General features: G+C 64.3%; 14 protein-coding genes. 7 read left to right on the top strand and 7 right to left on the bottom strand.

What is annotated here, in order from left to right; all coding sequences use genetic code 11:
* Nucleotides 1-6: 6 nt before the first annotated feature.
* The 6 genes from ccmI to AC0L21_RS18075 form a co-directional block, all read right to left on the bottom strand.
* A complete protein-coding gene (gene ccmI, locus AC0L21_RS18100) occupies nt 7-1122 on the bottom strand; it encodes a c-type cytochrome biogenesis protein CcmI (protein WP_473263175.1) in 1116 nt (371 codons plus the stop codon).
* A gap of 131 nt (nt 1123-1253) precedes the next feature.
* Nucleotides 1254-1523: a hypothetical protein gene (locus tag AC0L21_RS18095; RefSeq protein WP_007593394.1), complete on the bottom strand. Its 270-nt coding sequence runs from the start codon at nt 1521-1523 to the stop codon at nt 1254-1256.
* Nucleotides 1524-1622: 99 nt separating this feature from the next.
* Nucleotides 1623-3023 carry a hypothetical protein gene (locus tag AC0L21_RS18090; protein ID WP_473263174.1) on the bottom strand — a complete coding sequence of 467 codons (1401 nt, stop codon included), beginning with the start codon at nt 3021-3023 and terminating at the stop codon, nt 1623-1625.
* A 159-nt stretch (nt 3024-3182) separates the two neighbouring features.
* Nucleotides 3183-4559, bottom strand: coding sequence for an ATP-binding protein (locus tag AC0L21_RS18085; protein ID WP_473263173.1), 1377 nt, complete (start codon nt 4557-4559; stop codon nt 3183-3185).
* A 121-nt stretch (nt 4560-4680) separates the two neighbouring features.
* On the bottom strand, nt 4681-5352 hold the full coding sequence (locus tag AC0L21_RS18080) for a response regulator transcription factor (protein ID WP_247349962.1): 672 nt from the start codon (nt 5350-5352) through the stop codon (nt 4681-4683).
* Between the two features lie 235 nt (nt 5353-5587).
* The gene (locus AC0L21_RS18075; protein WP_007593402.1) at nt 5588-5743 is read right to left on the bottom strand and encodes a hypothetical protein; all 156 of its coding nucleotides are present in this window, start codon (nt 5741-5743) and stop codon (nt 5588-5590) included.
* Between the two features lie 234 nt (nt 5744-5977).
* Between AC0L21_RS18075 and ku the strand changes: the two genes are divergently transcribed.
* The 7 genes from ku (at nt 5978) to AC0L21_RS18040 (ending at nt 11578) form a co-directional block, all read left to right on the top strand.
* Nucleotides 5978-6961, top strand: coding sequence for a non-homologous end joining protein Ku (gene ku, locus AC0L21_RS18070; RefSeq protein WP_473263172.1), 984 nt, complete (start codon nt 5978-5980; stop codon nt 6959-6961).
* A 57-nt stretch (nt 6962-7018) separates the two neighbouring features.
* Entirely contained in the window at nt 7019-7255 is a 237-nt protein-coding gene (locus AC0L21_RS18065; RefSeq protein ID WP_007608288.1) for a hypothetical protein, read from the top strand.
* A 173-nt stretch (nt 7256-7428) separates the two neighbouring features.
* Nucleotides 7429-7611 carry a hypothetical protein gene (locus AC0L21_RS18060; protein WP_473263171.1) on the top strand — a complete coding sequence of 61 codons (183 nt, stop codon included), beginning with the start codon at nt 7429-7431 and terminating at the stop codon, nt 7609-7611.
* Nucleotides 7612-7802: 191 nt separating this feature from the next.
* On the top strand, nt 7803-7967 hold the full coding sequence (locus AC0L21_RS18055) for a Flp family type IVb pilin (RefSeq protein ID WP_275167744.1): 165 nt from the start codon (nt 7803-7805) through the stop codon (nt 7965-7967).
* A gap of 184 nt (nt 7968-8151) precedes the next feature.
* Nucleotides 8152-9714: a glycosyltransferase family protein gene (locus AC0L21_RS18050; protein WP_473263170.1), complete on the top strand. Its 1563-nt coding sequence runs from the start codon at nt 8152-8154 to the stop codon at nt 9712-9714.
* A 176-nt stretch (nt 9715-9890) separates the two neighbouring features.
* A complete protein-coding gene (locus tag AC0L21_RS18045) occupies nt 9891-10886 on the top strand; it encodes a glycosyltransferase family 2 protein (protein WP_473263169.1) in 996 nt (331 codons plus the stop codon).
* 8 nt (nt 10887-10894) lie between these two features.
* Nucleotides 10895-11578, top strand: coding sequence for a class I SAM-dependent methyltransferase (locus tag AC0L21_RS18040; protein ID WP_473263168.1), 684 nt, complete (start codon nt 10895-10897; stop codon nt 11576-11578).
* A gap of 1 nt (nt 11579) precedes the next feature.
* Here AC0L21_RS18040 and AC0L21_RS18035 read toward each other — a convergent pair whose 3' ends face one another.
* Nucleotides 11580-13025: a hypothetical protein gene (locus tag AC0L21_RS18035; protein ID WP_473263167.1), complete on the bottom strand. Its 1446-nt coding sequence runs from the start codon at nt 13023-13025 to the stop codon at nt 11580-11582.
* Between the last annotated feature and the right edge of the window lie 52 nt (nt 13026-13077).

The following is a 13077-nucleotide window of genomic DNA, read 5'->3' as shown; positions in this document are numbered from 1 at the left end:
ACATCGTCATCCGTCGAGCCCGAGCGTCTTGAGGCCTTCATCGAGCTGGCGCAACCGCGCTGCATCGTTGGCAACGGCCTGGCGGGCGTCGGTCGATGCCCCGACCGCCTTGTCGCGATCACCCATCACGAGATAGGCGCGCACCAGGCGCAGCCAACCCTCGACGTCGTCACCGTTCTGCTTGAGGCGCGTGGCGAGCCGTTCGACCATGCCGCGAACCATCGCGTTGCGATCGCCCTCTTTCATGTCCTTGGAAGCTGCGAGGGTCTCATCCGACAGCGCCGGCATCGTCACGCCACCGCCGCCGACCCGCGCGAGCGAGGTCTGCACCAGAGGGCGCCACGGTGCATCCGCCGGCGCTTTCGCCAGCAGCGCGCGCCAGATATTGGCGGCATCGTCCTTGCGGCCGTCCTGCTCGGCGGCGAGACCGAGGAAGTAGTTCGCTTTCGGGTCGTCGGCGCTGAGCGCCCGCGCGCGCTCGAACTCGGTCTTGGCTTCGGCGGTCACGACGCCGCCGGCGGCGGCCGAGATCGCTTCGCCGAGATCGGACCGGCGCTCCGCGCTCTCGCCATTGTAGGTGAGCGAGTTGCGATAGGCGCGCACGGCGTCGTCGAAGCGGCCAAGCCGCTCCAGCACGGGCGCGATCACGTTCCAGCCGCGCCCATCGGTTGGATTCTTTTCCAGATGTTGCTCGACCTGTACGACCAGATTCTCGAGCGACTGGGCCATGCCGGACCCGGATCCGCGCTCCCGCTGCGCCAGCGGAAAGTCCTGAAGCCTGGGCGAGCCGAGCGGCACATAGACGCCGATCGCAACCAGCGGCAGGCCGGCAAGCGCCAGCACGGCCGCCGCGCGGCGCCATTTGAGGCTGGATTTCGGTGCCGTTGCGGGCTCGCTGCCAGCCGCGGCAAGCAGCCTGCGGCTGACCTCGACGCGCGCGGCCTCGGCTTCGGGCGCTGCGATCAACCCTGCGGCAAGATCACGCTCGATCTCGGCGAGTTGGTCCTTGTAGACCGCGACCTCGCTGCCCTGATTTTGCGCGCGTCCGCTACGGCCGAGCGGCAAAAGCACGGCGAAGATCGCCGCCACCGTCATCAGCGCGAACACGAACCATAGCATCATCTGACAAGCTTCCGGCAGCGCGCAAGCCGCGCCCACAGGTGGCTTTACACCACGGCCGGACGATGCGGCAATTGACAATTGTCAATTCGGCGCGACCGCACACAGTCCCGAAACGGTGAAAATCCAACGGCTTAGCCGATCTCGAAGTCCGCACTTTGAGCGGCGTCCTCGCCATGCCCGTTGAAGGCCTTCAGGAAGTATGTTCCCGGTTCGATGGCGTCGGGCAATCTGATGCGCAACGCGCCGACGGGAACGGGCGATGCCACCCTGGTGACGGTCTCAGGAAGCTGCCGACCGCTTGCCTTCTCGACCAGCACCACTTTCGCGCCGACCATCAGCCTTTGATATTTGGCAACGACGACGCGATTCTCGATTTCGATGGAACTGATAACGGATTTCATGCGCCCACAGATAGAAATATCAAAATTTGCACGGCGACCGTAGGGCCAGCCACCGACACCGTCAACCTGAAATTGTGATCACAAAAAGATGCGCCTGGATCAACTCGCGCGCGACGATTTGCGCTCGCCCGTGGCCGCGTTCTCCGCGGCGCGGCTCATCAGCGAGGCATAGTCATCGCCGAACAGCACCTGGCAGAAGCGGATCGCGGCCTGCACCTGCTGCTGCCGATAGGTGCGGACCTTGTGATCGGCGCCGCGCAGCGACTGCACCAGCTGCTCGGTCGAACGCTCGACATATTGCTGCAGGTCGGAATAGGTGCGCAGTGTCACCTCGTTGATCGCAAGCTCGCTCGCATAATTGCGGCAGGTCGCGACGAAATCGATCAGCGCGACGGTTTCCTCGACCTCGGTGCTGTCGATCCGCGCGCCCGGAGGAATGTCCTTCTCGGCGCGCTGGCGCAGGATGCGGCGGACGCGGCCGGGAACACTGTCGATCTCGGATTGCAGTGCGTTGGAGATGTCGGCCCGGATCGAGGTCAACTGCTTGCCCCAGGGGGAATCGTTGCGCAGGTCGAGCTCGGTACGCAGGCCTCGGACGCCGTCGTGCAGCGTCTTGAGGTTGGCGGCGACATTGTCGAAATGGCCGCGCTTGATGTCCATGCGCAGGATGGCGGCCACGCAGGACAGATCATGCAGCGCGATCGTGACGGCGACGCCATAGGGCGTTGCCGCAACACGGATCTCGTCGTCGGACGCGGCAATCTTGATGGCGAGGCGGATGATCTGCCACGGCGCGGTCATCCGCTGCACGACGATGGAGAGCGCGAAGGGCAGCATCTGCGGCGTCTGAAGCACGGGAATGTTGAGCGCGGCAGTCACCGAGGCGATCTGGGCATCGCCGAAGGCGCGCAAGGAGCGCGGCAGCTTCTCGTTCAAGGTGGCAATAGCCTCGCGGACCGCGAGCACCGCCCCGGTCGAATAGAGATCCTCGATCACGTTGGGCGGGCCAACGCGTGCGAGCGCACGCGATTTGTCACCCCCGCCCGGCCCCGTCAGCTCGAAGATGGCATCCGCAGCGACCGCCTGGAGCCTCGAGGCCAGCGCTTCAACCTGCCCTGCGCTGTCGGCCGGCATGCGCGCCAGCGCCGCCTCGAATTCGCTCAGCTTCGCCGGAGCACCGTCGCGGCCGAGCCATTGCCAGATCGGAGCCAGCGAAGAGCGGCGGATCTGCCCGGCCCGGATCGGGGCGCCTGCTTCGACCAAGAATGGTTCCAGCACCTGGAACAGCAGCCGCGACAGATCGTCCGTACGCGGCGGTGGGGAGGCGTCGGCTTCCGTCTTGCGGACGATCTTGCGCAGCTGGTCGAGCACGAGGGTTGCCACGGCCGTGTCCTGGCCGCGCTCGAGCGCACGCTCGAACTCCCGCATCAGCAGCGCCTGCGCCTGCGGCGGGAGCTGCGCGAGATATTCCCTCAGCCGCTCGATCGATGTCTGGCTCATGCGCCCGGGTAATGAACGGTAAAATGGCGGACCTGGGATCCGTCCTGCCCGATCATAGGAGGGCCCACTTAAGAAGCCGTTTAGGAAGTCGCTCCGAATACCCCTGGTTTCATCTGGATCGACGCCCAGGAGGCCAAATAGTCGCGTCGGAACAAGGGATTATATTCCGGGGAGGACCAGCTCCGCCCGCAAGCCCCCGGTCGGCGCGCGGCCGAGTGAGAGGCTGCCGCCGTAGAGCGCAGCGAGCTCGGTCACGATCGACAGCCCCAGCCCCGATCCGGGCTTGGACTCGTCGAGCCGTTGGCCGCGCCGTGAGACCTGGGTACGCTCGGCCTCCGACAAGCCGCGGCCGTCGTCGTCGACGACGATATGCAGCCGCGGACCGGCGCTCGCCTGATGAGGCGCCTCCACCAGAACTTCGATGAAGACCCGCGAGGCCGCCCATTTGCAGGCGTTGTCGACGAGATTGCCGACCATCTCCTCCAGATCCTGCCGCTCGCCGCGAAATTTCGCCGACGGATCGGCTTCGGCCTCGACCACGATGCCGCGGCCGCGGTGGATCTTCTCCATGGTCCGCCGCAATGCCTCGATGGCCGGTGCAACCTCCGTCACCGTCGCGACGACCGAGACCCGCGCCGCGATGCGCGCGCGCTCGAGATGATGGGCGACCTGGTCGCGCATTACGTCGGCCTGCTCCATCACCTTGGCCGCGAATGGATCGGCGGCATGCGCGCCGGCCTCGTTCACGATGACCGAGAGCGGCGTCTTGATGGCGTGGGCGAGATTGCCGACATGGGTGCGGGCGCGCTCGACGATCTCGCGATTGGCGTCGATCAGCGCGTTGGTCTCGCGCGCCAGCGGTGCGATCTCAACCGGGAACTCGCCCTCGAGCCGCTCCGCCCGCCCGGACCGGATGTCGGCGATGGATTCGGAGATGCGTTTGAGCGGCGCGAGACCAAAGCGGACCTGGAACACGGTGGTCAGCAGCAGCACGATGCCTAGCGCGGTGAAGGTGCCGCCGAGATAGTAATCGAAACTGCGCGTCTCATCGAAAATCTCGGTGTCGTCGCCGGCGACACTGACGAGAAATTTGCCGTCCGCGCCGAGATCGACCGGCCGCTCCACCATGCGCAGGTTCTGTCCCTCGGGACCATCGACATAAGCGATCCGGATGCCGGCGGCGGTAAGCTCGGTGCCCTGCTCCTCCAGCTTTGGTAGCTTCTTGTCCCAGAGCGAGCGCGAAGAGCGCACCTCCGGCTTTTCAGTGTCGGTCCGGGTGATCTGCCAGTACCAGCCGGACAACGGCAGTTCGAACAAGGGCTCGCCGAGCGACTGGAACTGGCGGTCCGGCGGCTCGTCGGGGGTGGCGACCTCGGCGATCAGCGTGCGGAGATAGAGATTGAGCCGGCGGTCGAAGGCGCGCTCGGTGGCGTTCTTGTAGACCGACGACAGCACCACGCCGGTAATGGCCAGGATCACCACGAGCCACGCGGTCGCCGACAGAAACAGGCGGTTCGCAAGCGAGCTGGCGGGCATCGGAATGATCCCGGAGGCGCGGGGTGGCATGGCGTCGGAACTCATGACCAGAACAAGGCCCCTGCCGCGCCGCTCGTCAAGCCAAGATAGGTCTAGACAAAATACTTCGAGACACCGCGCTTCAAGCGCCGGGGGCCGGCGGGGTCAGGAGATAGCCGAGGCCACGGACGGTCTGGATGATGTCGACGTCGAGCTTCTTGCGGATGCGGCCGACGAAGACCTCGATGGTGTTGGAGTCGCGGTCGAAGTCCTGGTCGTAGAGATGCTCGACCAGCTCGGTGCGGGACACGACGCGCCCCGAATGGTGCATCAGGTAGGCCAGAAGCCGATACTCGTGGGACGTCATCTTGATGGGATTGCCTGATACGCTGACCCGGCCGGTCCTGGTATCGAGCGTGACGGGGCCGCAGCTCAGCTCGCTCTGGGCGTGGCCGGTGGAGCGGCGCAGCAGCGCGCGGATGCGCGCCAGCACCTCCTCCAGGTGGAACGGCTTTGCGACATAGTCGTCGGCACCGGCATCGAAGCCCTGAACCTTGTCGCTCCAGCGGTCGCGCGCGGTGAGGATCAGGACCGGCATGGTGCGGCCGTTGCGCCGCCAGGCTTCCAGCACCGAGATGCCGTCCTTCTTCGGCAGGCCGATGTCGAGCACTACGGCATCGTAGGGCTCGTTGTCACCGAGATAATGCCCCTCCTCGCCGTCGAAGGCGCGATCGACGACATAGCCGGCGTCGGTCAGCGCCTTGGTAAGCTGGCGATTGAGATCGGGGTCGTCCTCAACGACGAGCAGGCGCACGCTTTTCTCCAGAATTAGGCCGCATGAAACACCCGCACAGATGAGCAATTCCGGCGTGAACTGAATATGAACACGGGGAACCGGCCGCGTTACTTTTTGGTCATATCCGACCTGTTCGCGGTCAACGCACCGCGCCCGCCAAGCCACCGGACGAACGAACCGGCGGCATGGCGGGCGCAATGTGCCGCGTTGCGCGGCGAGTCGGAAGGTGCGAAGCGTCCGGTCGATCTGCCGATCAGGTCCGGAAGAACACGAACCAGATGACCGCGAGGATCAGGATCGCGAGCCCGGTGGATATGGCGAGCAGCGCCGCCACCGACGGCCCGGGCTCGCCCTGGCGCGCCTCGGTCGGAGTTTCCACGATCTGACGTTGGTCTCGCGTGGTTGCCATGGTGACCTCAATTTCTGGCCGTCGCGTCGGATGGCCGCGACTCCTCGCGGCGGAATGTCCCGTGGCAACGCATGATCGGATATGATGTTCCGGCCTTTGCAGCCGGATCAGGCTGCAACCGTGCGCCGGGCGGCCGGTTAACGCAGTTGCAAGATTCAGCGATCCGCCTTGCTATGATTCGTTGTTCCCCGATGGTATCTTCGTCCTCTGTCCCCGTTGCGTTTGGAGTAGCCCATGGCCCCCCGCGCCAATTGGAAGGGTTTTCTACGTTTGTCGCTCGTGACCTGCCCGGTCGCGCTCTATCCGGCCACTTCGGATACCGAGAAGGTCTCGTTCAACCAGATCAACCGCAAGACGGGCCACCGGATCAAGTACCTCAAGGTCGACGCCGAGACCGGTGACGAGGTGACTTCGGAGGACATCGTCAAGGGCTACAAGGTCGACACCGACACCTATATCGAGGTCACCAAGGACGAGCTCGACGACATCGCGCTGGAGTCCACCCACACGATCGAGATCGACGAGTTCGTACCAAAGACCGACATCGACAGCCGCTATCTGATCCGTCCCTATTATCTCGTGCCCGACGGCAAGGTCGGCCACGACGCCTTTGCGGTGATCCGCGAGACGATCCGGAGCATGGACAAGGTCGCGATCGGCCGCGTGGTGCTGACCAACCGCGAGCACATCATCGCGCTGGAGCCCCTCGGGAGCGGCCTGATGGGGACGCTGCTGCGCTATCCCTATGAGGTGCGTGGCGAGAAGGACTATTTCGACGATATCCAGGACGTGAAACTAACCAAGGACATGCTCGACCTTGCAAAGCACATCGTCGAGAAGAAGTCCGGCGCGTTCGAGCCCGAGCTGTTTGAGGACCATTACGAGACCGCGCTGATCGACCTCATCAACAAGAAGCGCAGCGGCGCGCCCATCAGCGCGAAGGCCGCGCCCAAGACCGGCGGCAACGTCATCAACCTCATGGACGCGCTGAAAAAGAGCATCGCAAACGAGAAGGACGCAGGCCCCGCAGCGAAGGTGGCCAAGGATGCGACCAAGGACGCGAGCAAGGACACCGTCAAGGGCAAGAAGCCGAAGAAGCGCGTCGAAGGCCAGCGCGAGATGCTGCTGCCGATCGCCGGCAAGGGCGGCAAGGACACTGCTGCGAAAGCCGCTCCCAAAAAGGCCGACAGGCCGGTGCGGGCGAAGAAGGCCGGCTAGCAGCATCGCGCAGCGACGACGCCGTGATGCCTCGCCTCGCCGGTCGGCCGACCTGACATGCCCTGGTCGACTGCGTTCGACGACCCCATTTCGTTACGTGGCGGGCGCAAGCTTCGGACGCTGCAAGAAGCTGCCGATCACATCATGCGACTGCCCGAGGATACGCAGCATGCGAGCCACTGGCAGACCGCGATCGAAACCCTGATCAACGCGGCCGAGACCGGCGGCGGCTGGATGATGTTCGCCCGCATCGCGGTGTTGCGGGCGCTGAATGCGGACGGTCGGCGCGAGTGAGCCCGGCGCCCGCTCGAGAACAGGCTCAACAATCCGTTAAGCCAAGCCGCGCTTTCAGCGTCTGCTCACAGTTGCCGGGGGCGGCACGTATCCTACGGAATACAAAATTAACCCACGCTTCCCGCTCAGCGCAGCATGGTCGCCCTTCGATTGAACCCGGGATTTGCAGGCTCGTGCAGCAGCAGGACGCCAGAAAGAACTACATCGGCATCGTCAACGACGCGGCGGAGGCAGAAAGCCTCGCCGGCAGCTTCGCGCGGGCGCAGCCGTGCGCGCTGAGCTATCTGGTCGGACGCCTGGCAACGGTGCTGAAACGCCCCGGCAAGGCCGCGCCGGAACGCCAGATCTCGTCCTGAGACGGGATGACGACATCGCCTAATGCGTCCGAATTGGGTGACGAAACCTTAAGTCAATCGATGACACCATATCAGCGGCAGGTGAGGACCATCCGACCTGCGTTTTGGCGCGCCCACGAAAACTTAGTGAATCAATTTACCATTCCGAAAACGGCACCAGCGTAGGTTGGACGGATGAACAGGAGTTGACGATGACTTTACTCAAGTCATTTCTTGCCGACGAAAATGGTGCCACCGCCATCGAGTATTGTCTGATCGCCACCGGCATCGCGTTTGCGATCATCGCGGCCGTGAACAACACCGGCAGCGCACTCCTGAGCGGCAAATTCAACTCGATCAGTGCGGCGGTCAAGTAGCCAGCATAGCCGGCGCGCTGCAATCTCATCAGCACAAGTCCGCGTGCAGCGCGCCGGATGACGGGCTCCTCCTTCCGATGCGGCGGCGACCCCAGCTTGATTTTCGCGAAGTTCACATTATGGCGTTGTGTCGCGCGGTTGCGCCGTCGTAGAGCGTAAGCTCAAACTCCAGCGGCCCTATGACATGATTCCTTCCGACAAGCCGACCTCGACAATCCGGGCTCGTCTTGGCTCGGACCGGTCGGTGGCGATCACCGTTCTTGCCGTCCTGGCGGCCCTGTCGTTTCTTCCGGTGCTGCTGACCCCTATCCCCGCGATGGTCGACTATCCCAATCACCTCGCCCGGATGTATATTCTGAGCCAGAACGGCACCCCCAACGCCAATCCGCATTACGAAGTGGCCTGGGCATTCTATCCCAACCTTGGAATGGATCTGCTGGTGCCGCAAATGGCGCGGCTGATCAGCGTCGAGAGCGCCACGCGGCTGTTCCTGTTCCTGAGCCAATTGCTGATCGTCGGCGGCGCGCTTTTGCTCGAATGGGCCCGGAAGGGACGGGTCCATCTCGCCGGCTTTGCGGCGCTCGCTTTCCTTTTCTGTCTGCCGTTCAGCTGGGGCTTCGTGAATTTCGAGTTCGGACTGGGCCTCGCTCTCTGCGGCATCGCCGTCTATCTGATGCTCGCGGAGCGCCCATGGCCACTGCGTTTCGTCGTCAACATGGTCTTCGTCGCTGCGCTGTTTGCGGCGCATTTCTTCTCCCTCGGCATCTACGGCGCGACGCTCGGCCTTTACGAGCTCTCGCGCATCCGGCATGGGCGAATTTCGTACGGTGTCGCCGCCGCGCGGCTCGGCGCGTTGGCCATACCCGCGCTTGGCCTGTTTGGGATCATGCGCATGACCGCGGGATCGATCGGAAGCGAAGGAACGAGCTGGTTTCTCGGATTCAAGCCGATCTGGCCGTTGCGCATCATGAACGGTTACAATCTGACGATCGCGGCGGCGACCGGGCTTGCGCTGATGATCGCGCTGTTTTTCGCCGCAAGACGCGGCGTCCTCAAGCTCGACACAGCCGGGATCTGGCTCGCGATCGGCTTCGCGCTGCTCTACGTCGTCATTCCCTCGCAGCTGTTCGGAACCTCGTTCGTCGACCTTCGCGTGATCCCCGCTGCGGCTCTGATCCTGCCCGCCTTCTGCTCGCTGACGCTGCCGAGCCGGGCATGGAGCATGGCAGCGCTCGCCGCGATCAGTGGCATCATACTGATCAATCTCGCCGTCGTGCTCGCGGTGTGGTTGCCTTACCGCACCGACTATGCGGCCATTGTCGAGTCGTTCCGCAAGATCGACCGCGGTTCGCGCATCCTCGTCGCCAGCACGGACGACAATGGAGACCCGCCGTTCGCCGACCTTACCTCATATCCAATGTATTATGCGCCTACGCTCGCCGTGCACTATGCCAACGCGTTCGTGCCCAATCTATTCACGGAAGCGGGCAAGCAGCCCGTGCGGCCACGCGAAGACGTGCGCCGTCTTGCCATTCCCTACGGGGCGCCGATGCCGCTAAGCGTGCTTACCGCGATTGCGGCAAGCCGGCCGCCGGCCGGCGTTCCGCCCTTCGTTCGCACCTGGCACCACGATTACGACTATCTCTACGTCCTCGGGCCGCGGGCCCCAAACCCGCTGCCGGATCTGCTGGAGGCGCTGGACACCTCGGATCGATTTGTTCTCTACAAGATCCGCCGCAAGTCCTAAGTCGCAAGTCCTGGGCCAAAGCCGCGGCTGCCCAGCGTGGTCAATCGGGCATCACCATCCGCGCCCACTCAATGCAAGCCACCCCCGGTGCCCCATATCCTTAATGGTTGTGGCAAGGCGACCTTAACCACCGCCGGCATAGACTTCCGCTCCTGCAACGAGTTGGAATCTCTCGCATGGCGGCCAATATCCAGTCGATCCGCTACAGCCTCGTCATCCCCGTGTTCAACGAGGAAGCCGTGTTGCCGGTGCTGCTGCGCAGGCTCGACCTGGTCTTGTCCCGGCTCGACGGGCCGGCGGAAGCAATCTTCGTCGACGACGGCAGCAGTGATTCCAGCTCGATCGTGCTAGAGGCGCTCGCCACGCGCGACCCGCGCTTTCGCTATATCGGCTTGTCGCGGAATTTCGGCCATCAGATCGCCATCACCGCCGGCATGGACGCAGCGCAAGGTGAAGCGATCATCGTCATGGATGCCGATTTGCAGGATCCGCCCGAAGTGATCGAGCAATTGATCGCAAAATGGCAGGAAGGCAACGACATCGTCCACGCCCGCCGCCTGTCGCGCGACGGCGAAAGCCGATTCAAGCGCGCCACCGCGCATCTGTTCTACCGGCTTCTCGGCAGGATGTCCTCGGTCGGCATTCCCGCCGATGTCGGCGACTTCCGCCTGATCGATCGCAAGGTGCTCGACGCCCTTCGGCAGATGCCGGAGCAGGACCGCTTCGTACGCGGCATGATCGCATGGCTCGGCTTCCGGCAGGCCGAGGTCACCTTCCACCGCCTCGAGCGTGCAGCGGGCGAGACCAAATATCCGCTGTTCAAGATGGTGCGGCTCGCCATGAATGCCGCGCTCGGCTTTTCCGATCTGCCCTTGCGGCTCGCAATCTGGTGCGGATTGACGGTCTCGGGAGTCGCACTGCTCTACGGCGGTTGGGTGATCCTGTTGTGGCTCAGCAACGACAGTCATCTCGTCACCGGCTGGTCCTCGACGATCGTCGTCGTGTCCCTGCTGTGTGGAATGAACATGCTGATGACGGGCATCGTGGGGCTTTACGTCGGCCGTATCCATGCCGAGGTGAAACGTCGCCCGCTCTACGTGGTGCAGACCCGCGCCGGCTTCGACCGCAACGAGGCGGCGGCCGCACCCGCGATCCACGCCGTCAACCAGTGACCCAGCGCATGACCGAACTCTTCGACGGTTACCACGGCAACTATCGTGACGTGGTCCAATCCTCGATCGACTTCTCCGGCTTGCCGCATCACTTCTTCATGCGCGCCAAGGCCGATCTCCTGGGCAATCTAATCGCGCAGCGGCTTGACACGGAGAGGCCGGACATGCTGGACGTCGGCTGCGGCGTCGGCAGCCTTCATCCCCTGCTGCACGGTATGGTCGGCCGCTTGAGCGGTATCGACGTTTCGTCGGCCAGCCTGGCGCAGGCACGCGCTGACAACGGCAGGGTCGACTACCGTGAGTTTGACGGTCGCACTTTTCCTTTCGATGATGCCAGCTTCGATCTGGTCACGGCCGTCTGCGTGATGCACCACGTCGTGCCGGCCGAATGGGCGCAATTCATCGCCGAGATGCGGCGCGTGACGCGCCCCGGGGGACTCGTCTGCGTCATCGAGCACAATCCGTACAACCCGCTGACCCGCCTTGCCGTCGCGCGTTGTGAGTTCGATCGGGACGCCGTCTTGCTCGGTGCCGGCACAACCCGAAAATTGATGGCTGCCGGCGGCTTGCGCGAAATCGGTGCGCGCCATTTCCTGCTGCTGCCCTGGAACACCAAACCGTCGCGGCGCCTCGAAGCGACCCTGAGCGGCGTGCCGCTCGGCGGCCAATACGCAGCCTTCGGGACCGCTTGATCTATCTTTGCGGCAGATCTCGCCGCTTGTGCACGACCGCCACGTCGTCGCTGTAGACGCGCTGCCATTGGGGCAGCCGGTCCAGCATCGCTATCGCCGGCGTCCCCGGCGCAAGCAGGGTCGCGCCGATCTTATATTCGTCGAGCAACTCGAGAAAGTCGCCGAGGTCGACCAGCGCCAGGGCACGATTGTAGCGGTTGATGAACGCTCCCCCGTACAGTTCACCGCGACCGTCGATGAAGGTTGGAATGCCGGCAAAGATCAGATAGCCGCCGAAGGAATAATCGTTGAGCACGTGCCCCGCCGTGGCGAGTTTGGCTTCAGCGATGGCAGCCTGAGGGGTAATGGCCGTGGCCGGCCGTAGATCACGCGCCAGTGCCGCCCCGCTCACCACGATCAACACGCCGAGCGTGGCTAGGTTCAGGCCGCGCGACGAGCCGGCAGCATCTTCCCCAATCGGTCCGCCGAACATCCGCCCCAGCGGAGCCGCCAGATAGAGCGGCGCCAGCATGGCCAGCAGATCCGCATTGCGGATCTGGGCCAGCGCGAAATGCAGCAAGCCGATCACGACCAGGGCCCGCACGACCGGCAGCGTCACGCCACGCGAGAGCGCCAATATGCCGCCCAGCAGCAGCAGCTCGAAGAAACCTATGTGGCTGAAATCCTGCGGCCGCCATTCCGCGATCCAACCGAGCGCGGGGCCGAGACCGAGTGTGGTCAGCGGCATCAGCAGCGGTTCCGGCCCGTAGGGCGTCAGGCAGGACGCTGCGACCGCGAGCGCGGTGAACGGCAGCCACCGCAGGAATACCCGTGGCCATTCGCTGCGCTTCTCGCGCAGCAGCGCTTCGAGCCCCGCAGGGCCGATCAGCCCAAGCGCCAGCACCACACTGCCGTGCAGATTGGCCCACAGGACCAGCAGCGGGAGGGCCCAGTACGGTGGAGGCCCTCCACGATCCATGCAGCGCACCAGGGCAGCCGCCCAGGTCACCATCAGCGGCAGCACCAGCACATGTGGCCGCGCCAGCATATGCGGGGCCAACAGGATGACGGCCGCGATCACCATGAGCAGCGTCTGGGTCGGCGAAAGCTCGCGCAGCAGGAAGAAGGTGAACAGGCCAAAGGCGAGCGCTATCGCCGCGGCGGCGACGACCAGGACGCCCTGCCAGCCGGCAAGCGCGTAGGCTCCGGCGTAGATGATCTCCGAGAGCCATTCGAAGGTGATCCAGGGGGCGCCGTACCTCGAAAAGGAAAATGGGTCGCTCGCCGGCAGCGTGCCGTGCGCGATAATCCAGCGCCCAACCTCGATGTGGGAATAGCTGTCGGGATCATTGAGCAGCCGCGGTCCAAGGATCAGCAGCAGGGCATACACGCCAAGGCTCACCAGCCAGGGAAGCGCCGCACGCGCCGAAAACGGATGTACCTCGCTGTGGACGGCCTGGTCACTCATGGCGAGCGCAAGTTAGGGCGCAAGCGTTAAATTCCTCTTTGACGTTCGCGGC

This window comes from Bradyrhizobium sp. WSM4873 (assembly GCF_055811355.1).
The sequence above is the reverse complement of the archived record's forward strand: the minus strand, read 5'-3'. Positions and strand labels throughout refer to the sequence as shown.